Annotated in this window: 17 protein-coding genes and 1 pseudogene; 10 read left to right on the top strand and 8 right to left on the bottom strand. The window is 41.3% G+C overall.

Annotated features, from left to right (window positions below):
* Positions 1-4: 4 nt before the first annotated feature.
* The 6 genes from AHMF7616_RS07470 to AHMF7616_RS07445 all read right to left on the bottom strand — a co-directional run bounded on the left by AHMF7616_RS07470 (position 5) and on the right by AHMF7616_RS07445 (position 7,437).
* Complete coding sequence (locus AHMF7616_RS07470; protein ID WP_115372320.1) at positions 5-1,387, bottom strand: c-type cytochrome domain-containing protein; 1,383 nt, start codon at positions 1,385-1,387, stop codon at positions 5-7.
* Between the two features lie 124 nt (positions 1,388-1,511).
* On the bottom strand, positions 1,512-1,898 hold the full coding sequence (locus tag AHMF7616_RS07465) for a DUF3592 domain-containing protein (RefSeq protein ID WP_115372319.1): 387 nt from the start codon (positions 1,896-1,898) through the stop codon (positions 1,512-1,514).
* 355 nt (positions 1,899-2,253) lie between these two features.
* Positions 2,254-3,390, bottom strand: coding sequence for a tetratricopeptide repeat protein (locus tag AHMF7616_RS07460; protein WP_115372318.1), 1,137 nt, complete (start codon positions 3,388-3,390; stop codon positions 2,254-2,256).
* A 43-nt stretch (positions 3,391-3,433) separates the two neighbouring features.
* Positions 3,434-5,971 (bottom strand): DNA gyrase subunit A, encoded by a 2,538-nt coding sequence (gene gyrA, locus AHMF7616_RS07455; protein WP_115372317.1) that lies wholly within the window; start codon positions 5,969-5,971, stop codon positions 3,434-3,436.
* A 61-nt stretch (positions 5,972-6,032) separates the two neighbouring features.
* Positions 6,033-6,275: a hypothetical protein gene (locus tag AHMF7616_RS07450; RefSeq protein WP_147275627.1), complete on the bottom strand. Its 243-nt coding sequence runs from the start codon at positions 6,273-6,275 to the stop codon at positions 6,033-6,035.
* A gap of 310 nt (positions 6,276-6,585) precedes the next feature.
* Positions 6,586-7,437 carry a prephenate dehydrogenase gene (locus AHMF7616_RS07445; RefSeq protein ID WP_115372315.1) on the bottom strand — a complete coding sequence of 284 codons (852 nt, stop codon included), beginning with the start codon at positions 7,435-7,437 and terminating at the stop codon, positions 6,586-6,588.
* 657 nt (positions 7,438-8,094) lie between these two features.
* Between AHMF7616_RS07445 and AHMF7616_RS07440 the strand changes: the two genes are divergently transcribed.
* From AHMF7616_RS07440 to argH, 9 genes and pseudogenes are all read left to right on the top strand, one after another.
* A complete protein-coding gene (locus AHMF7616_RS07440) occupies positions 8,095-8,694 on the top strand; it encodes a GNAT family N-acetyltransferase (protein WP_115375496.1) in 600 nt (199 codons plus the stop codon).
* A gap of 104 nt (positions 8,695-8,798) precedes the next feature.
* A complete protein-coding gene (locus tag AHMF7616_RS07435) occupies positions 8,799-9,986 on the top strand; it encodes an argininosuccinate synthase (RefSeq protein ID WP_115375495.1) in 1,188 nt (395 codons plus the stop codon).
* 1 nt (position 9,987) lies between these two features.
* A complete protein-coding gene (argC, locus tag AHMF7616_RS07430) occupies positions 9,988-10,974 on the top strand; it encodes an N-acetyl-gamma-glutamyl-phosphate reductase (RefSeq protein ID WP_115372314.1) in 987 nt (328 codons plus the stop codon).
* A gap of 106 nt (positions 10,975-11,080) precedes the next feature.
* Complete coding sequence (locus AHMF7616_RS07425; protein WP_115372313.1) at positions 11,081-12,223, top strand: aspartate aminotransferase family protein; 1,143 nt, start codon at positions 11,081-11,083, stop codon at positions 12,221-12,223.
* Positions 12,220-13,169 (top strand): annotated as a pseudogene (locus AHMF7616_RS07420) (acetylornithine carbamoyltransferase). Before AHMF7616_RS07425 ends, AHMF7616_RS07420 begins: the two are co-directional and overlap by 4 nt.
* An 8-nt stretch (positions 13,170-13,177) precedes the next feature.
* The gene (argB, locus tag AHMF7616_RS07415; RefSeq protein WP_115372312.1) at positions 13,178-13,969 is read left to right on the top strand and encodes an acetylglutamate kinase; all 792 of its coding nucleotides are present in this window, start codon (positions 13,178-13,180) and stop codon (positions 13,967-13,969) included.
* A 128-nt stretch (positions 13,970-14,097) separates the two neighbouring features.
* Positions 14,098-14,925: a pyrroline-5-carboxylate reductase gene (gene proC / locus AHMF7616_RS07410; protein WP_115372311.1), complete on the top strand. Its 828-nt coding sequence runs from the start codon at positions 14,098-14,100 to the stop codon at positions 14,923-14,925.
* A gap of 42 nt (positions 14,926-14,967) precedes the next feature.
* Entirely contained in the window at positions 14,968-16,035 is a 1,068-nt protein-coding gene (locus AHMF7616_RS07405) for a M20 family metallo-hydrolase (protein ID WP_115372310.1), read from the top strand.
* Positions 16,036-16,090: 55 nt separating this feature from the next.
* Positions 16,091-17,473: an argininosuccinate lyase gene (gene argH, locus AHMF7616_RS07400; protein WP_394335778.1), complete on the top strand. Its 1,383-nt coding sequence runs from the start codon at positions 16,091-16,093 to the stop codon at positions 17,471-17,473.
* Positions 17,474-17,602: 129 nt separating this feature from the next.
* On the opposite strand, the gene AHMF7616_RS07395 is transcribed toward argH, so the two are convergent.
* A complete protein-coding gene (locus AHMF7616_RS07395; RefSeq protein WP_115372308.1) occupies positions 17,603-19,258 on the bottom strand; it encodes a PAS domain S-box protein in 1,656 nt (551 codons plus the stop codon).
* A gap of 447 nt (positions 19,259-19,705) precedes the next feature.
* Entirely contained in the window at positions 19,706-20,869 is a 1,164-nt protein-coding gene (locus tag AHMF7616_RS07390) for a hypothetical protein (RefSeq protein WP_115372307.1), read from the bottom strand.
* Between the two features lie 234 nt (positions 20,870-21,103).
* Between AHMF7616_RS07390 and AHMF7616_RS07385 the strand changes: the two genes are divergently transcribed.
* A complete protein-coding gene (locus AHMF7616_RS07385) occupies positions 21,104-24,070 on the top strand; it encodes an AsmA-like C-terminal region-containing protein (RefSeq protein WP_115372306.1) in 2,967 nt (988 codons plus the stop codon).
* The last annotated feature ends 260 nt before the right edge of the window (positions 24,071-24,330 follow it).

Below are 24,330 nucleotides of genomic sequence, written 5' to 3'. Positions count from 1 at the left end.
GCAATTATAAAGTATCCATTCCAAAATTGATCTCCACTTCTTTACCCACGCGTTGCTGTAAGGCGGCCACTCCTTGCTGGGTTACCTGAGTTTGCCATAAATATATAGATTTCAGGCTTTTACAGTTTGCAACTAGTTTTAACCCCTGATCGGTAACTTTAGTGCCATACAGGTTTAAGTATTTTAAACGGGGCATATTTTGCAGATAGGCCAAACCAGGATCCGACACATCTGTTTGGTCCAGACTAAGGCGGGTAAGATTTTTAAATTTTTTTAAATTTTCTAAGGCTTTATCGGTAATTGCTGTTTCCGACATATCCAGCCAAATTACATTGTCGCTTATTTGTGTCAGCAAGGCCATATCCGCATCGGCGAAGGCTGGAGCATTTACCATATTTAAGGAAACAAACCGGTTATCGCGGGTAAGCGGACTTACAACTACTCCTAAATCCCGGATTTTAGCTAATACCGCCGCATCGGGCGCTTTTACCGGACTATCCGGGATCTCCGAAGCTTCTTTCTTAGTATCATCTATAGGTGCGCCTTTTGCTAATCCAGTCAGTACCACTTTGATTTTGTCATACTGCGGAACATCAGCCACTTTCTTTTTAAAATCGGCCCCTCCTTGGTCTATCCACCAATGAATTAATTGAATTTCGGATTCGGTGAGTTGCGTTTTGCCTTTGGGGGGCATACGGTCATCATCTTCTTCCGGTAAAATCAGCCGTTTATATAAATCACTTTCATCGGCTTTACCCGCGGCAATAACAGCACCGTGCTCACCACCTTTTAGCAGGTTTTCCGGAGAATCCAGTCGTAAATCGCCTTTTTGTTTCTTAGAGTTATGGCATTGGTAGCACTTTTGTTCCAGTATGGGTTCTACTAAATCGGTATAAACCAACGCATTTTTTAAATCTGTAATGGGTGACCGCACTTTTTTACCGGGCGTTTGCCCGATCATGGCGTACAATGGTTCCGATAAATAATCTTCGCCGTGCGTAAGATTGCCACCATAATGGCCGGTCCCAATCAGAAAAAACGAGGCTATTATAACGGTTGGAATGGATAATCTTTGCGGAAAACGACCACTTTGAATCAGAAAAACAAAACCCGTAAGGATAGCTAAAGCAATCCCCATATACTGATGCAGATCAACAGCTTCTTCGTCGTAACCGCCGCTTAGCTTTAAAAGAAACCCTGCCACACAAGCCATTACGGCGGTAACAAACCCTGTAAACCATAACAAAGGTAAAAAAGCCCGAAAATGCGCGTACCTGGAAAAACTAACCAAAACTTGCAAAGCAATAGCCAGCATTAAAACACCAATGGGCAAATGCACGATTAAAGGATGTAAACGCCCAAAGAATTGAATCAGGTTTTCGGTCATTTTAAGACTTCATTAATGTATTAGGATAAAGGCATCTGGTACTGAATGGAACCTAGATTTAATTCTAAAATTATCGTTGGCTAATTAGCCTAAAATAAGGAAATATGATTTGCAAAGAAGCTAATCAAACTAGATCGAACAAAGATAAAACAACATAAATCAGTCCGGCCCAACCCAGAATAATCGAAATAACCGGAATGATGGTTAGGGAGATTTCAGAATTAATTTCTACTAAATCCGGATCTTCGGGATCATATAGAAGCAAAACTTTTTCGCCTTCTGAATGCATCGAAGGATTAGTTCCAGAGTTTAGTTTTTTAGTAATCCAAACTTCTTCCGTAGTCTTAAATCGTACAACTGGATAGTAAATATCTCTTTCCCATACTAAAGAATAAATAACTCCTTTTACTCGTTTCCCTTGTTTTTTTAAATATTTGCCATTTTTTATTTTAATAATTCCTCCCACTAACAAAAAAATGCTTACCACTGCAAAAAGTAAATCCGAATACATGTTGTATGGTTTGCCTTACTAACAGCAAAAGATTTAATCCCAGAATAATTTACAAAAAAGTGGTAAAACCAAGAAACGTTTCTATTGCTATTTACCTCTTATCTAGCAATATACTTAAATCCACTATTCCCTAAAAATTATATGCAACATTTAATAAGGGAGCTTGCTGCCCAAAAGCTAAAAATTGCTTCTTTCTTCTTAAAGTGAAGGCCATCTTTTAAGCTGCTAGTTAATTCTTAAATACTGCTCGGTACAAACTGCTATGTTCCTGAATTAAAATATTTTACAAAAAACCTGGTTCACAAAAAAGGGAAGCTTAATGGCCTCCCTTTTTTTAAAATTTTAAAAAATTAATTTATTTCTTTAAAGCATCAACTTTCTTGTTCATGGCTTCGGCGTCTTTCGTGCGACCTGTCTGGATGTACACGCGGGCTAAAGTTTCCATGGTTCCTACGTCCTGCGGATTAGCTTTGTGGGCAGCTTCGAAGTACGGAATAGCGGTATTAAAACTTTGTTTGCTTTCAGCCTGTAATTTCGGCCCCAATTTAGGTTGGTTAGCTGCCGATAGTTTGCTGAACTTATTGTTTGTATCGGCTCCTTTATTGTAGTGGTACACGCCCAGGTTAAAGTTGGCATCAAAGTTAGCCGGGTCAACTTTTAAAGCAGCTTCGTAGTTCTGACGAGCTTTGTCTTTTTCACCAGTTTGATCATACAGCGAACCTAAAACGTTATACAAGTTCGGGTTATTCGGATCTACTTTAATTGCGTTTTCTAATTTACCAATGGCTTCTTTGCCTTTTCCGGCTTTTACGTAAAGGTTTAATTCCTCCAACATAAAATCTTTATTGTTCGGGAAGGCTTTAACCGCATCCTGTAACAAAGCAGCGGTTTCAGTTTCGTTTTTATCTACTTCTTTCGCGAAATAAATTAGTCGGTTATAAACCATGGGGGTTTTATGGTTCATGGCCAATAATTTTTTATAATTTTCTTTAGCTAAAGGAAAGTCTTGCTTGGCTTCGGCTGCATAAGCTGCATAAACATAAGCCGTGGTATCTTGTGGCCGAATATTTTGGGCCATGGTATAAGCTTTAATAGCTTCGTCGTAGCGCTTTTCGTTGTAGGCGTTAACCGCGTTGTTAAAAGCACCGGCGTACAAACCATCTTTTTTAGCCGTAGCTTGTTTTCCCCATTCACCATCTTTGTCAATAGCAATTGCTTTATCGTAAGCTTGGTATGCCTCTTCTACGGCATTGGGTACCTGTTTTCCAAAGATCGGATTATCAATGTAAGCAGCGTAAACCTCTCCTTTCGTAAACCAAGCTTTCGGATCGTTAGCTGTTTTTTCGTGCACCACCGCTTTATCAATCGAAGTTTTTGCTTTATCTAGGGTTCCGTTCTTTAAAGACAATATAGCATTGGTTACTTCCGATTTTTGAGCCATTGCCAGTTGCATACTCAAAGCGGCAACGGTAGTTAATAGAAGCTTTTTCATACAAATAAATTACTAGTTGGTTTAAAGTTAAAGATTAATAAAATTAGTTTTCATTGATTAAATCAGGGTCCGTTAAATCCGGATTCAAGGATTCATCGGCTGGTAACTCCGACTGATTCAGGACAATTTCGGTTTTATCTTCGTATTCAATTTTTGCTACCGAGGAGATTTCGTCGCCTTCGTTAATTTTAATCAACCGAACACCTTGCGTTGCTCGGCCAATCACGCGTAAATCACTCACCCGTAAACGGATAGTAATACCTGACCGATTAATAATCATGAGATCATCGGTGTCGATAACGCCGTGAATGGCTACTAATTGTCCGGTTTTAGAAGTAATATTTAAAGTTTTTACTCCTTTACCTCCTCGATTAGTGATGCGGTATTCTTCCAGTGGTGAGCGTTTGCCAAAGCCTTTTTCCGAAACCACCAGCAAATTCATGTTCGGATCGCTTAAACAAACCATACCTACTACTTTATCTTGCTCATTGGCTAGAGTAACGCCTCTTACCCCCGCGGCATTCCGGCCCATGGAACGTACTTTGTCTTCGTTGAACCGCACGGCCCGACCCGATTTTAATGCCAGTACAATGTCGTTAGAACCATTTGTTAACCGTACATCCAACAGCCGGTCGCCGTCGTTAATAGTAATAGCGTTAATGCCGTTTAAACGAGGACGGGAATAAGCTTCTAGCGGCGTTTTTTTAATGGTGCCTTGCTCGGTACAAAAAATTAAAAAGTTGTTGACAACGTAGTCCGGATTTTTTAAATCGTGTACGTTAATAACCGCGCGAACTTTATCTTCTTTATCAATATTAATGAGATTCTGAATAGCCCGACCTTTGGCCGTTTTACTACCTTCCGGAATTTCGTATACTTTTAACCAAAAAACCTTACCGGACTCGGTGAAAAGCAACATGTAATTATGCGTGTTAGCAATAAATAAATGTTCGGTAAAGTCGTCCTGCTTAGAAGCGGCCACGCCGCGAGAGCCTACGCCACCGCGACTTTGGCTCCGGTATTCGGTTAAGGCGGTGCGTTTAATATACCCTTCGTGCGAAATGGTAATAACCATGCTCTCATCCGGAATCATATCTTCCATCGAGAAATCGCTCGACGACATTTCCACGTTGGTGCGCCGCGGATCGCCGTAGCGGTCCCGGATTTCGGTGAGTTCGTCTTTAATGATTTGCATGCGTAACTCCTCGCTAGCCAGAATTTCTTCTAACCGCGTAATCAGCTGCATAATCTCGTCGTATTCTTTTACAATCTTATCGCGTTCCAGGCCGGTTAATCGTTGCAAACGCATCTCTAAAATGGCCCGCGCTTGTAATTCCGATAATTGGAAACGCTCAATTAAACCTACCCGTGCTATATCGGGGTCGCGGGAAGAACGAATTAAAGTAATTACTTCGTCCAGATTGTCAAGAGCAATCAATAAACCTTCCAGAATGTGCGCCCGTTTTCTGGCTTCGGCCAGTTCAAACTCGGTGCGCCGGATAACCACTTCGTGGCGGTGTTCCACAAAGTACCGGATAAGTTCTTTTAGATTTAATGTAAGGGGGCGGCCATTTACCAGAGCCACGTTATTCACTCCAAACGAAGACTGTAATTGGGTGTATTTATAGAGATTATTCAGAACTACATTCGGCATGGCGTCGCGTTTTAAATCGTACACCACGCGCAATCCATCCCGGTCCGATTCGTCCCGCAAATCCGAAATGCCCTCTATTTTTTTCTCGTTAATTAAAGCGGCCGTTTTTTCAATCATGGCGGCTTTATTTACCATGTAAGGTATTTCGGATACTATAATTTGTTCTTTGCCGGTGGGAGTAGTTTCAAAAGTAGCTTTCGCCCGCACAATTACCCGTCCGCGACCTGTTTCGTAGGCTGCCCGAACGCCCTCGTAGCCGTAAATAGTACCACCCGTCGGAAAGTCCGGCGCGGTAATATGCTGCATCAGCTCGGCAATGGTAATTTCATGATTATCGATGTAGGCAATTATACCGTTTACTACCTCGTTTAGGTTGTGCGGTGCCATGTTGGTGGCCATACCCACGGCAATGCCCGAAGTGCCGTTTACCAGTAAATTAGGTAATTTGGCCGGCATTACGCTTGGCTCTTTTAAAGAATCATCAAAATTAGGAATGAAATCAACGGTGTTTTTGTCGAGGTCGGCCAAAAGTTCGTCAGCAATCCTTTTTAAACGCGCTTCGGTGTAACGCATAGCCGCCGGAAAATCGCCGTCGATCGAACCAAAGTTACCTTGGCCATCCACCAGCGGGTAACGCAAAGACCAATCCTGGGCCATCCGCACCATGGTATCATATACCGAGGAGTCACCGTGCGGGTGGTATTTCCCGAGTACTTCGCCCACAATACGGGCTGATTTTTTATAAGCTTTGTTATAGGTAACCCCTAACTCCGACATACCGTACAACACGCGACGGTGAACCGGTTTCAAGCCATCGCGTACATCGGGTAAAGCCCGGGAAACAATCACCGACATGGAATAGTCGATGTAAGCTCCCCGCATTTCATCTTCAATATTTATAGGTATTATTCGTTCGCCTTCTGTCATTTTTTGTTAAAAAGTAGTATCCTATTAAGAAACCGTGCCTGCAAGTTACGGAAAAATTAAGCTATTCACCCACTTTTTCTTTACGCTTATTCTGTTTGAAATTTGGCTTTTCTTTGGTATCCTGGGGTATATCTTCGCCAATATGCGGATTTTGCTTTTTCCAGAGTGGTTGTCCCCGGTAAATTTTACCGCCGTGATGATGCACTTTGCGGACAGCACAAGAAGCAATAGGGCAACTAGGCCGGCAACTAGAAAACAGGAAAATTAAAACCAACAAAATTCCCAATCGGGAGAGAAGAAACATAGCAGCAAAGGTTAACTTAAAATGGTTTTGGTTGATAATGCACGATCAGCAAAATTAAAACTATTTCGTGGCGCTTACCAAAAGCCTTACGGGTGTTAACGATTATTTTTTAAAATTATTTAACTAGCATTCACTCTAAATAAAACAATTGCTTTATCTATATAATTCAGTATGCCCCAATAATTTACTGTAAGTATAGAATACAGGTTCCCAGGCAAACGGAATATCTAATTAATCATAAAATTTATAATTGCTCACGCCGCAGGAATGTAAATAAGCCGAATTTATCAAAGATGGTAAGAGTAGGCCATTATTTGATCCCTTGTAAAATCCGGCGAATTTCGTTTGCTTCTTTCATGAGAGCATAGCTACTACTTTCGTCTTGATTATCAATGATTTTTTTAAAAAATTGAAGCTTTTCGATGTAGCTGGCGAGCGCCTCGGATATGTTTTTGCCATTTTGGGTAAAAATGGGTGCCCACATATCCGGTGAACTTTTGGCTAATCGCACCGTGGAAGAAAAACCACTCCCGGCCATATCGAAAATATTTTGTTCGTTTTTTTCTTTGTCAAGTACGGTAATACCTAAGGCAAACGAACTAATGTGGCTCAAGTGCGATACATAAGCCAAATGCAAATCGTGCGAAGCAGCATCCATGTAACTAATACGCATTTCTAAATTACGACATAATTCTTCTATTAACTGCACTGCTACCGGATCGCTTTTTTCTTTTTCACAGATTATCATGGTTTTTCCGGGCAGCAACGAGGCAAAAGCTGCTTCGGGTCCCGTGTTTTCGGTACCGGCAATGGGATGTACCGCCACAAATTGGTGCCGCCTCGGATGATCTTGCACGGCCGCACAAATTAACTCCTTAGTAGAACCTAAATCAATTACAATGGCAGTAGAAGCCATCACATCCAACACCCGGGGCAACAAAGAGATAATGGCGTTTACCGGAATGGCTAAAACAATTAAATCTGCTTCGGCAACTGCCGCTTCTAAATTTAAAATTTCTTGTACAATTCCTAACTCCAAGGCTTTTTTAGCGTGCTCTGGATTGGCATCTACGCCAGTAATTTTTAAATCAGAAATTTTATCTTTTATACCTAATGCAAAAGATCCACCGAGCAAGCCTATTCCTACAATACAAAGTTTCATAATCGTTAATATCCTTGCCTTTTAGACAATTCCTTAAAGCTGCCAAAATAAGGCATTTACTTTAAATTATTGCAAAGCAGAGTTGTTCCTAAAATAAACTTTTAAGCTACAATTATTACCTTTCATTATTTAATCCTGAAGATAAGAAGTTTAATTTGGCAAGTATATTGCTTACCAGCAATCGTTTAACATAACAAGCATACTTGCAGGTACAACTGGAATTTGAAAATTTAAAAATTACGTTTTGGATATAAGAATTTAAGCTAATCTAACTGAGTAACTAAGGTTAACACAAAATTTACAAACAAATTAGAACCAAATCTTTGCTTTTTTAGTATTTTAATTACATTTGCATCGAATTAAAAAAATGGAGAAATATCATTCTTATACGCTAGCCACTTCTACGCTGCCCACTCTTCCGGTGGCAATGGTTGTTGCGTCTCCATTATATAGGCCTGCTTGTAGACAGGTTTTCCCCGTAAGGGCGTAATCTGTTCGGGGGTAACTCACGCGGTAACCCGTTTTCCAATCTCTAATTTTAGTTTAATTTTTTTAAACCTTTAAGCAGGATTTATTCATTTTTAATTCTTTTTAATCAACATGATAATGATTGAAAATAAAAAAACTGATGTACCGCTGGCAACTACTTTGTCAGCTATGGATGATCAGTTTGTTATAAGAGTAGCAACCGCCGCTGACACGGTGTGGGCGCAAACCATATGCGATGAAATGGAAGCATCGGCCAAATCCCGGGGAACGGGTATTGCCAAACGCTCTCCCGAATACATAAAACTTAAAATGCTGGAAGGCAAAGCCGTTGTAGCGCTGAGTAAAGATGGCGAATGGGCAGGATTTTGTTACATCGAAACCTGGGGCCACGGCGAATACGTGGCTAACTCGGGTTTAATTGTTTCACCGCATTTCCGGAAAGGTGGTTTAGCGAAACGCATTAAACAAGAAGTTTTTGCCTTATCGCGTCGCAAGTACCCGAATTCTAAAATATTTGGTTTAACCACTGGTTTAGCCGTCATGAAAATTAATTCCGATTTAGGTTACCGCCCGGTTACTTACTCGGAACTCACCGATGACGAAGAATTCTGGAAAGGTTGCCGCAGCTGTGTAAATTTTGAAATTTTAACCTTAAAAGAGCGCAAAAATTGCTTGTGTACAGCCATGCTTTATGATCCGGCTCAGGATAGAGAACGCAAAATACAAAACCTGCTCAGCGATACAGAAGAATCTTCATCAGATTTGTAATACCCACAAGAGCAGCTTAAAAGGCTGCTCTTATGGTGTACATGGCCTCTTATATTCCATTTAATCTTCTAACCTTTTATTTGATTATCAACAAAATAACCCGAATGAAAAAAGTAGTTTTAGCTTTCAGCGGTGGCCTGGACACCTCCTATTGCGTTAAATATCTAGCGGAATCCATGAACCTGGAAATTCACGCCGCTATTGTAAATACCGGCGGTTTTAACGAAGCAGAACTAAAGGAAATTGAAAAAAGGGCCTACGCTTTAGGAGTTAACTCATTTGCAGTACTGGACGAAACCGATAATTACTACGATTCTTGCATTAAGTACCTGGTTTTCGGGAATGTTTTAAAAAATAATACCTATCCGCTTTCGGTAAGCGCCGAGCGGGTATCTCAAGCCGTAGCTATTGCTAATTATTGCAAGCAAGTTGGTGCCGATTACGTCGCTCACGGCAGCACCGGGGCCGGCAACGACCAAGTGCGGTTTGACATGATTTTTAATATTTTGATTCCGGAAGTAGAAATACTTACTCCCATCCGGGACAATAAACTTTCGCGCCAGGAAGAAATTGATTTTTTAAAAAATCACGGCGTAGAAATGAATTTTGATAAGGCTAAATACTCCATTAACAAAGGTTTATGGGGAACCTCGGTGGGCGGGGCCGAAACCCTGACTTCTTACGGTTATTTGCCCGAAGAAGCCTGGCCCACCCAAGTTACTAAACAAAATCCAGAAGAGGTAACGCTTACTTTTGTTAACGGGGAGCTGAAAGGGATAAACGATGAAATTTTTGAAAATCCGGTACAAGCCATTCAAAAATTAACCGAAGTGGCTGCGCCTTTTGGAATTGGCCGGGACATTCACGTGGGCGATACTATCATCGGCATTAAAGGCCGCGTTGGCTTTGAAGCGGCAGCTCCTATTTTAATTATAAAAGCACATCATGCTTTAGAAAAACACGTGCTTACCAAATGGCAATTGTACTGGAAAGATCAACTGGCGGTTTGGTACGGCAATTTACTGCACGAAGGTCAGTTTCTGGATCCGGTAATGCGCAACATTGAAAAATTTTTGGCCGATACGCAAGGTACCGTTACGGGTAAAGTTACGGTGGCGTTAGCCCCCTACCGGTACCACGTTATTGGTATTTCCTCGGAGCACGACTTAATGTCGGCTAAATTTGGTTCTTACGGCGAAATGAACAATGCCTGGACCGGCGAAGATGTAAAAGGCTTTTCCAAAATATTTGGCAACCAAACCATGATTCATCATAAAGTGAACAGCCTTTAAGATGATAGATCAAAAAATAAAAGTGGGCATTGTGGGGGCGGCCGGTTATACCGGGGGCGAACTCCTGCGTTTGCTCATCTATCATCCTCAAGTCGACCTGGTTTTCGCGCATAGCAACAGCAGTGGCGGCAAACCCCTGTATTCGGTACATACCGATTTAGCGGGCGAAACCGACCTGGTTTTTAGTCAGCATATGACCGGCGACCTTGATGTGTTATTTTTATGTTTAGGTCACGGTGATTCGCAAAAGTTTTTAGCCCAAAACACATTGCCGACCGAAGTAAAAATTATTGATTTGAGCCAGGACTTTCGGGTCAAACCGGAATGTGGCGATCGGCAGTTTACGTATGGCCTTCCGGAACTCGGAGTAGATAAAATACGAAATGCTCAGAACATTGCGAACCCGGGTTGTTTTGCGACGGCCATGCAACTAGCCTTACTTCCTTTAGCTGCGCAAGGTTTACTAGCTTCTGATGTACATATAAGTGGTATTACCGGGTCTACTGGCGCAGGCCAAAGCTTTTCCGAGACGAGTCATTTTAGCTGGCGCGATAGCAATATTTCGGCTTATAAAGTATTAAACCATCAGCATTTACACGAAATGCGCCGAACCCTGGGTACTTTACAAATTGATTCAACCATACCGCGGATAAATTTTGTGCCTTATCGTGGAAATTTTACCCGGGGTATTTTGTGCACAACTTACCTGACTTGTAATTGGTCTTTAGAAGAAGCTAATGACCAGTTTAGGCAATTCTACCAGGATGCTGCGTTTACCCATGTAACCAACCAGAATCCGCATGTAAAGCAAGTAGTAAACACTAATAAATGTTTAGTTTACCTTGAAAAGCACGAAGATCAGTTGGTTATAATCAGTTTAATTGATAACCTTTTAAAAGGTGCTTCTGGCCAAGCCGTGCAAAACATGAATTTGCTTTTTCATTTACCGGAAACTACGGGCCTGTTGCTAAAGCCGTCTGGTTTTTAAATCTGGATTTGGTTAACTGCGTCAAGCGTTAAACCTAAATGGGAATGTTCCTATTGTAAATTTATGTAAGTAGGTTTAAATTTTAAAAAAATTACTTTCTGCCACTATGAATCTCTTTGATGTATATCCACTTTTTAATATCACTCCGGTTAAAGCCGAAGGTTCTTACCTTTGGGATGAAACGGGTACTAAATATTTAGACTTATACGGCGGTCATGCCGTTATTTCTATTGGCCATAGCCACCCCCATTACGTTCAAAAATTAACTAATCAATTAGCCCGGATTGGCTTTTACTCCAACTCCGTAAAAATTCCGCAGCAAGAAGAGTTAGCGGCAAAACTGGGAGCGTTAAGCGGCTATCCGGATTATAATTTATTTTTAATTAACTCGGGAGCCGAAGCAAATGAGAATGCTTTAAAAGTGGCTTCTTTCTACAATGGTCGCAAAAAAGTTTTAGCCTTTACCAAAGCATTCCACGGTCGTACTTCTGCCGCCGTAGCGATCACCCCCGATCCTTCTATTCTGGCGCCGCTCAATGCTAATCACGAAACCGTATTTTTACCGTTTAATGATCTGGAGGCTTTAGAAAATTTAAAAAATCCAAACGAAATATGCGCCGTTATCATTGAAGGTATTCAGGGAGTGGGTGGGGTAAATATTCCGACGCCGGAGTTTTTACAAGCACTTCGCACTTTTTGCAATAACCATAATGCAGTTTTGATCCTGGATGAAATTCAATCGGGTTATGGCCGTTCGGGTAAGTTTTTTGCCCACCAACACAGCAATATTCAAGCGGATATTGTAACGGTGGCTAAAGGTATGGGTAACGGCTTTCCGGTAGCGGGAGTACTCATTCACCCGAAATTTCAGGCCAAACACGGGATGTTGGGTACTACTTTCGGCGGTAATTACCTGGCTTGCGCGGCAGCTATAGCCGTGTTAGATGTTATCCAGGAAGAAAACCTGTTAGTTAATGCTGCTGCAATCGGCAATTATCTAATGCAAAATCTAAGTACCATAGAAGGAATTTTGGAAATACGGGGCAAAGGGTTGATGATCGGCGTAGAATTACCAGATAATGCCGCGGCTACCCGTAAACAATTACTCGAAGAGCATCATATATTTTTAGGTTCTTCTTCCAATAAAAATACCATCCGTATATTGCCGGCCTTAAACTTACAAAAACCAGAAGCGGACATATTCCTGGAAGCTTTTCAGGCTGTACTCGCCAAAACCTACGCGCTATGAGAAATTTCACCTCGGTAACCGATGTGCCCGATGTAAACGCTTTAGTACATGAAGCACTGGAACTTAAAAAAAATCCATTTGCCTATTCGCACTTAGGTAAAAACAAAACTCTGGGTTTAATTTTTTAAATCCGAGCCTGCGTACCCGTTTAAGCTCCCAGAAAGCCGCTACTAATTTAGGCATGGAAGCAATCGTCCTGAACATCGACAAAGAAGGCTGGGCCCTGGAAACCCAAGACGGAGTCATTATGAACGGCACCACCGTGGAACATATCCGGGAAGCGGCCGGAGTAATGGGGCAATATTTTGATGTTCTGGGTATTCGTTCTTTTCCGGGTTTACAAAATCGCGAAGAAGATTACAGCGAGGCTATTTTGCATAAGTTTATCAAATTTGCGCAAATTCCGGTGGTTAGCCTGGAATCAGGAACCCGGCACCCCCTGCAAAGTTTAGCCGATTTAATTACCATCACCGAATATAAAACCAAGGCCAGACCCAAGGTAGTGCTTACCTGGGCCCCGCACGTAAAAGCATTGCCCCAGGCCGTACCCAATTCATTTGCCGAATGGATGGGCCAGGCCGAGGTAGAATTTGTAATTACGCACCCGGCCGGATATGAATTGGCGGAAGAATTTACAACTAACGCAACAATCACCCACAATCAGGAGAAAGCTTTAGAAAACGCCGATTTTATCTACGTCAAAAACTGGTCGGCTTACCACGACTACGGTAAAATCCTCAGTACAGACGCTAATTGGTTGCTTACGCAGGAGAGATTAAAATTAACCAAGCAGGCAAAGGTAATGCATTGTTTACCCGTAAGGCGCGACTTAGAATTATCGTCCGAAATATTAGACGGACCTAACTCCCTGGTTATTCCGGAAGCAGCAAACCGGGTTTTTGCGGCCCAAGCGGTATTAAAAAGAATTTTGGAAGCTAATTTTTAAATTTTTTAATGGAAACCCTCTACATCGTTAAAATTGGCGGGAATGTTATTGATGACGAAAATAAACTTAAGCTTTTCTTAAATGATTTTTCTCAAATTCCGGGATTGAAATTATTAGTGCATGGTGGAGGCAAAATAGCTACAGAAGTAAGTAAAGCTTTAGGCATAGAGCCTCAGTTAGTGGATGGTCGCCGGATAACCGATGCGGGTTCCTTAAGGGTTGTTACCATGGTGTATGCGGGTTTAATTAACAAAAACATAGTAGCGCAGTTGCAGGCTTTACAGTGCAATGCCTTAGGTTTAACCGGGGCCGATGCTAATTTGATACCGGCGAAAAAAAGGCAGGTGGCGGCCATTGATTACGGGTTTGTAGGGGATATAGAAGCCGCTGCAGTAAATGCCCCCGGTTTGCAGCTTTTTTTAAATCAGGGCTTCACTCCTGTTGTGGCGCCTTTAACGCACGACAAAGCCGGTAATTTACTCAACACCAACGCCGATACCATTGCTTCAACCTTGGCCGTGGCATTAGCCTCTTTGTACCAGGTAAGCTTAATATATTGTTTCGAGAAAAAAGGAGTATTACAAAATGTGCAAGACGAGAAATCGCTAATTCCCGAAATAACGCCAGCCACCTACCCGGATTTGCGGGCAAACGGAATAATTGCACAAGGCATGATTCCCAAAATGGATAATGCTTTACAAGCTTTAGAACAAGGTGTTAAAGCGGTTCATATTGCGCATGCCGATGATTTGTTATTAATTACCCAGCAACAACTAGCCGGTACGGTGTTACACCTTTAATTAAACCATAAGGCACTGGTTCCGGGTGTAGATTTTAACTTGTTACAAGAATAAATCAGGCAAAAGATCTTTGTTTTTTTAAATTTTACACTTAACCCTTGCCGTAAATCAATTTTAAATTTATAAAAATGTCTTTTTCTACAAATCAGAATAATATAGCCATTTTGGGTGGTGGTAATATTGGTATCGCCTTAGCCAAAGGTTTAGTAAAATCCGGCAAATATAACGCTGAGCAAATAACGATCACGCGCCGGAATGTTCGCTCCTTACAAGATTTAACTAATCAGGGGTTTGGGGCTACCGATAACAATGCGCAAGCCGTGCAGCAGGCCGGAGTAGTGGTAATTGCCGTTTTACCCCAGCAATTGGACGGATTATTGGACGTTATTCGCGAGGCCGTTGATCCTGAAAAGCATGTGTTAATATCCGTGGTTTCGGGCGTGAGTGTGGCCGATATTACAAAACGTTTAGTTAAACAAGTGCAGGTTGTACGGGCCATGCCCAATACAGCTATTGCCATTCAGGAATCCATGACCTGCCTGGCTTCTAACAATGCTACGAAAGAAAATATGGCTTTGGTAAAAGACATGTTTGATACAGTAGGCGAAACCATTGAAATCCACGAAGAATTAATGACGGCGGCTACCGCCCTCTGCGCTTGCGGCATTGCTTTCTTTTTGCGCTCCATTCGGGCCGCCTCCCAAGGTGGTACCGAGATTGGCTTTCATGCGGCAGAAGCTTTGCACATGGCGGCTCAAACAGCCAAAGGAGCAGCGGCTTTATTATTAGCTACCGGTAACCACCCGGAAGGAGAAATTGATAAAGTTACTTCTCCCAAAGGTTGCACCATTGCCGGCTTAAACGAAATGGAACACGCGGGTTTTAGCTCCGCTATGATTAAAGGAATTCGGCTGTCGGCTCAAAAAGCCGGAGATCTTTACGTAAAATCCAATTAATAATATTTGTTAACCAACAATTACCTTTTTTAAATTTGCTTCATGCAACCAGAAATCCTTTTCCAGGATGCTCTAGAATTATTAAAAGCATTAATAGCAACCGCATCGTTTAGCTGGCAGGAAGAAAATACAGCCGCTCTCATTCATGATTTTTTAAAAAAAAACAACATTGCAGCTCTCCGGGAACAGAATAATATTTGGGCTTTTAATAAAAATTTTCGACCGGAGCTGCCCACCATTTTGCTTAATTCTCATCACGATACCGTTAAACCCAATAAAGATTGGACAAAAGATCCTTTTACCCCTTATGTAGCGGATAATAAGTTATATGGTTTAGGCAGCAATGATGCGGGTGGTTGCCTGGTTTCTTTAATTGCTACGTTTAGGCACTTTTACAGTCATGAAAATTTAAAATATAACCTGGTTTTAGCAGCTACCGCCGAAGAAGAAGTATCGGGAGTAAATGGTTTGGAATCTATCATTCCGCAACTTGGCCCTCTGGAGTTTGCCATTGTGGGAGAGCCCACGCAAATGCACCTGGCTATTGCGGAAAAAGGCTTACTGGTATTGGATTGTTTGGTTAAAGGTACTTCGGGGCATGCCGCCCGGGAAGAAGGCGAAAACGCCATTTACAAAGCTTTACCGGATATCAACTGGTTTCAAAGTTTTAAATTTCCCGTCGAATCCGAGTTTTTAGGGCCGGTAAAAATGACCGTGACCATAATACAAGCCGGTACCCAGCATAATGTTGTGCCCGATAGTTGCGCGTTTACCGTGGATGTGCGGGTAACTGATGCTTATACACCTGAAGAAGTACTGGAAATCATAAAAACACACGTTACCTGTGCGGTAGAACCGCGTTCCCTGCGTTTAAAACCTTCCCGAATCAGCAAAGAAACTCCTATCGTACAAGCGGGTTTGGCATTGGGCCGGGAGCTTTACGGCTCTCCTACTACCTCCGACCAAGCCTTGCTGGCTGTGCCTTCTTTAAAATTAGGGCCCGGTGATTCGGCCCGGTCGCATACCGCAGACGAGTTTATTTATTTATCCGAAATAGAAGAAGGCATTCAATTGTATATTCAACTTTTAAATAAAATACTGTTTAAGTAGCAAGTAGCAGGTATCAAGTATCAAGATACGTTAAATATTACTTTTTTAAACTTTTATCTGTCCTGATACCTGCTACCTGATACTTGATACCAAAAACAAAAACTATGAAGCTCTGGCAAAAAATACCACCACGAAAGAAGAAGTTGAAAAGTTTACCGTAGGCCGCGATCGGGAGCTGGATGTATTACTCGCCGAATTTGACGTATTAGGCTCTTTGGCCCATACCCAAATGCTGGCTGCTATTGGTTTGTTGGACGCTGAAGATTTAAAAATTTTACAAAAAGAATTAAAAACGATCTACCACGAAATTAAAGCCAGCCACTTTAACATTGAAGCCGGGGTTGAAGATGTTCACTCCCAAGTGGAACTATTGTTAACTCAACGTTTAGGTGAAGCCGGCAAAAAAATTCACAGTGGCCGTTCCCGCAACGACCAAGTGTTACTGGATTTAAAGTTGTTCATTCGCAGCGAAATTCAAAAAACCGTGGAAACCGTACAAGCCCTGTTTCACGAATTAATTAAGCTCAGCGAAGAGCATCAAAATAAACTATTACCGGGGTATACGCACCTGCAAATTGCTATGCCCTCGTCGTTTGGTTTGTGGTTCGGCGCTTACGCCGAGAGTTTAGTAGATGATTTAATTTTGCTACAAGCAGCTTACCGGATTAGCAATAAAAACCCGCTTGGTTCCGCGGCTGGGTATGGATCTTCCTTCCCCTTAAACCGGCAACTCACTACCGATCTGCTGGGTTTTGATTCATTAAATTACAACGTAGTTTATGCGCAAATGGGCCGGGGCAAAACCGAAAGAAATGTGGCGTCTGCTTTAGCTTCGTTGGCGGCCACTTTAGGGAAAATGGCCATGGACATTTGCTTGTACCTGAATCAGAATTTTAGTTTTTTAAGTTTACCGGATAACTTAACCACGGGGTCGAGTATTATGCCGCACAAGAAAAACCCGGATGTTTTTGAGATTATGCGGGCTAAGTGTAACAAATTACAGGCTTTACCCAACGAAATTGCCTTTATCATTTCTAACCTACCATCTGGCTACCACCGCGATTTGCAGTTAGTGAAAGAAAGCTTTTTACCGGCCTTTCAGGAAATTCAGTCCTGCTTTACTATGGCTACTTTTATGCTGCAAAACATAATTGTAAAAGAAAATATTTTGGACGAGGATAAATACAAGTACTTGTTTAGCGTAGAAGTGGTAAATAACGAAGTACTGAAAGGCGTGCCTTTCCGGGAAGCTTACCGCAACATTGGGTTAGCCATTGAGGCGGGTAATTTTAATCCGGACCGGGAAGTACACCATACCCACGAAGGCAGCATTGGTAATTTATGTAATCAACAAATTCAGGATGCAATGGCTACTACAATTGCCAGTTTTAACTTTGAACAGGTACAGACCGCTATAGCTAAGTTAATTGCCGAATAAAACTGCTGCATGCACCAGGATGGCACCAGTACTGATTCATAAATAACTAAATTAATTTGATTAATTCCCTAAAACTGCATGAAACAAAAGTTAAGGAATAGGTATTTTGCTCCGGAACTTACCAGAAATTTAAAAAATTGAGGATTGATTCTTGAAATAGACGGTGAAAGTAGACCCAACTCCTATTTGGCTGCTTACTTCAACTTCGCCACCACTGTTTTCCATAATTCGCTTAATTATGTATAGCCCAATACCGGAACCTTCTACATGGTCGTGCAATCGGCTGAACATGGTAAATAATTTTTGACCATGTTTTTGCAAATCAATACCTAATCCATTATCCTGTACCCGCAAAGCTACGCGGTTCGGTAATTGTTTCGTCGAAATTTTAATGTGCGGGGTCCGATCCGGGGATTTGTATTTGATGGCATTCGTTACCAGGTTATAGAGAATACTTTTTAAATTAATATAAGGAAACCGGATAGATTCTATCGCGGAAAAGTCGTACTCTAGTTGTACTTGATTTATCTTCATCTGCTCGTCTATGCTATCCGTGATTTCCACGATCAGTTCCGTTAAATCTATAATCTCGGTCTGATATTCTACTTGTTTTTGTACCTTAGCTACTTCGGCAATAGCCTGAATAGATTGTTTCATTCGGGCCAATGATATACCAACTTTATCAATTATGTCTAAAGCATCTTCGTTGGTGCTAGGCACACAGACCGCCAATATTTTTATTAACGCTTCCATGTTTACAATGGGCACTTTTAAATCATGTGAAGCAATATGAATAAAGTTATCTAAATCGGTATTGGCTTTTTGTAAAGAAGCATTGATGTAGTTGAGCTCCTGATTCTTAGCTACCAGCTCTTCGGTTCGTGCAATTACCCGCGATTCTAATAAACTATTCGCTTCTTTTAATTTCTGTTCGGCTTCCTTTAAATTGGTATAAGCTTGTAATAACTGCTGATTTTTTTCCAGCATATTTTTCCTATTCTCCGATATGGCCGTTATGTCGTGGATAACAATAACCGCGCCTTGTACTTTCCCGTCTTTACTTATAATTTGTCGACCATTTACCAATAAATTTAACAGATTGTCTGCTTCGGTTTTAATTAAAAGCTCCTGGTCTTTTATTACTTCCCCCCGCAAGGCCCGGAAAAGGGGCGTATCTTCTCGCTGCATGGGAGTAGAACTACCCACATAATACAGATTATAATAATCTGACCATTCTTCGGGAGTTACGGCAGAATCAGGCAAAATTTGCTTAGCTTTTGCCGATTGGTTATAAAAATTAATCTGGCCATTCTCATCGCAGCCAATAATAACATCTTCGGCACTATCCAGAATTGCTTGTAAAAAATCGCGCTCTCTTGCCAGGTTTTCTTCCCACTTCTTGCGTTCGGAAATATCCCGAATAATAACGGATGAATACACGTGTGCATTTTTTTCTTCCCACACCGACAGCGAAATCTCCGCAGGAATTACAGTACCATCTTTGCAGTAACCGGGCACTTCGGTAATGGGGTTGAAAGTCCGCGCTTTATAATTTTTTATAAACCGAGAAAATTCAATGGCATATATATCACGGTAAGCCGGAGGAAGTAATATGGTTAAAGGTTGTTGCAAAACCTCTTCGGGTAAATAACCGAAAGTAGAGAATATTTTGTTATTGCTAAATATAATATTATTTAGTTCATCGGCAATCACAATAGTATCTGGTGTATTTTCAACTAAAGCCCGAAATTTACCATCTACTTCAAAAGCCCCACTTTCTGTCATAAGTAATTACATTTAAGGTTTATAGTTTAGGTAGAGCTACATTCTTGCTCTATAGCCGAACGAAGCAGCTACAGATACCTTAGTAAGATACCTCTATTTCAGGATGGCTCCAATTATATTACCCAGTATAATATAAAAAATAAGCAAAATAATTCAAAAAAATAAATGCAAATACTACTGATTAGCTGATATTTGATTTAGAATAAAATGGAATTTTATTTCTGGACAATAGGGAGAGTTAAAACGTAATGGGGAATGAATATGGAATACCTTCACGTATATTAAAAAATTAACAGGTTATCTCGGAAACAATTAAGCGATTTAATTGTGGCCCAATTTATATTTAATATTTAATATACTTAATACGTATTTCTACTTAATTATTACCAATGTAGCTTTAGGATAGTACTAATGTTATAAAAGGGTGTTATTTAACCCGAAATAATGTTAAATAATTGGCGCACGTTTAAACTCCTTGGTTTCATCAAAGAGTTTGCGGTAGGTAAAATGCGTTTTAAAAATTTGCGCTTCTATTTGTTCGGCCACCCGCATCATTTTTGGATTAAAGTCACCGATCCAATTCATGACAATATCTTGGTAGGGGAAATTAGAAGCGTTTCGATAATAAGTACTGCTGGCGTATATCATAGCAGCTTCCACGCCTTTGCGCTGATGCTCCGGCGCAATTCCAAATACAATCCCGCACATGCGGGTGCAGCTCCCTTTCCATTTATGATACAGAAATTTTATTTTTCCTATTAAATCGAGTTTACCGTTTACATAACGGAACAACTGGTTTAATTCCGGGATAGAAATAAAAAAACCGATGGGTTCATTTTGGTAATAAGCAAACCACATAATGCGCTCGTCCAGAATCGGTTTCATTTTTTGCATGATTAAGGCAGCTTGCGCCGAACTCATTTCCTTTACACCTTGGTGTTTGCCCCAAGCCAAGTTGTACACCTTCCGGAAATCTTCGGCATAATACGCTAATTTTTTTCGTTCCAGATGCCGGAAGGAATAGTCGGGGTGCGCGTAAATAGCTTTTGCTTTGCCGATGTACCGGTCACTGAGCGGTTCCATTACGGGCCGATAATAAGTAAATTGCTTAAAATATAGTTGAAACCCGTACGTTTCGAAAAGCTGTTGGTAATACGGAAAATTATAGTTAGTATTATAGGAAGCCGGCGAAAACTCATCTACCAGCAAACCCCACCACTTATCGCGATCGCCAAAATTAACGGGTCCGTCCATAGCTTCCATACCCCGAGCAGTAAGCCAGGTTTGGCACTTGTTAAATAATAGATTAGCGGCAGCTTGGTCGTGGATGCATTCAAAAAAACCCATTCCACCGGTGGGCTGTTCAAATTTAGAAGCGGTGCGCTTATCGATGAAAGCCGCTACCCGGCCTATAGCCTGTCCTTGTGGGTTCACTAAAAGCCAGCGAATACATTCGCCGTGGCGGAAGTACTTATTTTGTTTCGGATCAAAAACTTGCTCTATGTCTTTATCTAGGGGCCGGATAAAGTTGGGATCGTTTTTGTACAAATCAACTGCTACCTGAATAAATTTCTGAGCTAACGCGGAGGTGGTAACTTCAACAAGTTGCATCTTCTACTTTTAATAAGGAAAGAGCATTAGCCTAATGCCCGGAATCAAGTGGTAAATTACGGCTAAAAAATGGATATATGCAGGTGAGTCTAATTCAAATTAAGGGATAGCAGAAGATTATTTTTTAAAAAATGAGCCGAATTACTCCCTTAACTTTATCCCGGAATATGAGTATGTAAGTGGTAAAACCCTCTGTACGGGTTTGCGTGTTAAATACGGATAAGCCTTTACTACATGCGCCTAAATGTGAGTACTAAAAAGTACATATTTATTTTCCTGATTTTATTTGGCATTCTCAGCATTGCTTTTGAAGTAATTGCCCGAATTTACCAGCAAAAGGCTACTTCTTATATCCGAACCCGCTTTCAACTACAATCAAATTTAATTCTGGCGCCGTTTACTACTTCATTTTCCATCTGGAAGCATTTTCCGAGGGCTACTTTTACCTTTCACAACTTATCGCTGGTGGATGCCAGCGGACCGACCCGGCTGGAGGTAGCCGCCGTGAAGCACGCTGAAATAATTTTACCCTTAACTCAGTTTAATTTACATCATATAAAAGTAGCTCGGGTAGTATTGAATGATTTTATGTTTCACCAGGTAGTGGATGAGAATGGAAATAAAAACGGATTACGTTTCCGGAAAATAGTAAACCCCGATACCACTTCAGAAAAGCTGCTTTTCCGGATAAAAAATGTTGTTATTCATAAAGGCCGGCTGATTAGCGTAAATCGATTTAAAAAATCAGCTTACGCTATAAATATTAACCAGACCAAATTAGCCGTAGAACGAACCAAGAACGAATTGCTTATAAATGGCAACCTGGATGGAGTCATAAATTACTACGCTACTAACCAAAGAAAACTTTATCAAAATCAAACTTTTGTAATAAATGGTCATTACAAATACCAACTTCAAAAAAAACAAGGTACAATTTATCAAACGCAAGCTTTAATCAATAACAGCCAAATTCATATTAGCGGCACCCACTCCCGCTTAACTTCCGGCGAAGGATCGTACTTAAATATCAGTATGGCCGGTTATCAGCCAGTTTTACCTATTTTCCGGCAAATTATGCCGCCTACGGTGTTAGCTACTATAAACAAATTAAGATCTAATAGCCGGGTTTATTTAATTGGGCGATTTCAGGGAGAAAGCGGCCCCCGACTACGGCCCCGGAGTACCGTTAAATTCAGGTTAAATAACGGCGAATTTTACTTACCTGGCAATAACAAAGTAATCCAAAAAGTAGTGCTGGCCGGCATACTGGATAACGGGCCGCAGCACCTGCCGGAAACAAGCCGCTTGTGGTTATCCCGGTTAAATGCCCAAATGGGAAAAGGATTCGTGCAAATGCAGGTAGATTTAAAAAACTTTACGAAACCTGCCTTTACGATTCAAGGAAAAGGACAGCTGGATTTGCCGGAACTTGCCCAAATTCTGACTTTGCCGCTAACCCAAGCCCAGCAAGGTTTAATTTCCGGAAATTTAAAAATTAGCGGCGTGCTGCCCGATTCTTTACGGGGTAGTTCCCCTGTAGTAAATGGTCAAGGAGAAATCCAAATTAAACAAGCCACTTTTCAACCAAATGGGTTTGTAGTGCTGTGCCGTAATGTGAATGGTAAACTATTATTTTCGGATAAAGATTTACGCTTGCAAAATTTGGGTGGCCAGTTAGCCGGCAAATCTTTTAACCTCAATGCCTCTATCCAAAACTACTTGCCTTTTTTATTTGGACAACCAGGACTGCTCCGGGCCAAAGTAGATGTTAAAGCTGCAGCTTTACACGCCGATTGGTTGCAGGGTAATTTATACGCAGCTAATTCCTCGCCCGAGTCTCCTGCTGCAGTAGAGCAAAATTCCGGTATGTACCGCCGGGTTCATCTTCGTACTGCTTCTCAAGAATCTTACCGGTTAGTTAATCATACAACCAGCCCAAAAAAAGCAGCCAGTCAACCCAAAACCGCTAACTCCGGAGTAAACCGGGTCTTGCAATCTTTATTGCAAACGGCCAGTTCACAGGTAAATGTGCAAGTAGGAGTTCTAAGCCTTACCAACAAAGAAGCTTTACACGGATTACAGTTTCAGGTAAATCAGTTGGGGCAGCGCGTTACGCTGTCGAACATGCATTTTAGCTCCGCCGATGGCGGTAAGGCCACTGCGCAGGGAGGTTTTCGTTTAACCAAGGCGGGTATTCGTTCTCCTTATTTAATCGCAACGCTGCACTATAATTTTTTTAATTTACAAACCTTTATGCTGCACCTGGCCGAGTTAAAAAGCCTGGCTCCGCAAACGGAGCGTTCCGCTCGGACCAGCAAACAACAGCGCACAGGCGTTATGCCGCAAAATGATTTTTATGCCCAACTGCGGGTAAGTGCCCAACAAGTACAGTATGAGTACTTGCACGGTTCGGATTTAATTTTGCGGGTAAACCTAAATAAAAATCGCGCACAGCTTACTCAATTAAGCTTAAAGGCTTTTGGCGGACAGATTAACAGCCACGGCAACATGCTTTTAACTCATTCGCGCCAACGCTTTCCGTTACGTTTACAAGCTAAAGTTACGGGTATAAACTTGCAACAACTTTTTGTTGTGGCGAACCAAATGAACATGGATGTGCTGCGCAGTGAAAACATCCGGGGCGAAGTAGAATGCCATGTTGCTTTAGTAACCGAATTAGATCAAACATTTTCTCCTTCCTTCGATCGGACGGCCGCCTACGCAAATGCTACTTTCCGGAATATGGAATTGATAGAAGTTACTCCTATCCAAAATGCCCTGCGTTTTCTGCGCAAAGAACGTGTGCAACACTTATACTTTGATGATGTAACAACCCAATTTGTGATGCAGAATAACCGGTTTATTACCCCAAAATTACGCATGAACAGCAACTTAACTGATTTTGAATTAAGTGGAAAATACGAAATGCGCGGCGGCGCCGATTTAAACATGGATATAAATGTGTTAAATGTACTTTTTGGCAATAATAAACGACGCATAGAGAAAATTCAGGATTCGGTAGCCACCGAAAGTAGTTCTAATATGCAGCACTTAGTATTAACCCGGCAGCAGGATAAGTACAAAGTAAAACTATCCAACAAAAAAGATCGCCTAGCTACGACCAAAGCGCTTCAGGAAGAGTTTATAAACGTGTTACGGCAAAACCAATTAGATACTTTATTTACTTTAAGCCGGCAGTAATCAAGTTTTTATATAAGATTACATATTTGGGTTAAAATGATTTAAAAATCACGCCCAGGCTGGATTTCTTATGCACTGGCATCATGTAGCCGCGGTAAACCCGTATTTTTTAAATTTTTCTGTTTCTCTGATGTAGGAATTCGAAAAAAGTAAAATTTAGTGCTGCCTATAGGTATAATTCCTATAATATTTCTTCAGAGTGGTCGCCATTCTTTCTGGTGGAATAATTGGGTGGTAAACTAGATTTTTTCTGCTATTAC

Origin of the sequence: Adhaeribacter pallidiroseus (assembly GCF_003340495.1) — a bacterium.
GTDB classification, from domain to species: domain Bacteria; phylum Bacteroidota; class Bacteroidia; order Cytophagales; family Hymenobacteraceae; genus Adhaeribacter; species Adhaeribacter pallidiroseus.
This window is presented reverse-complemented; position numbering and strand designations above follow the sequence as displayed.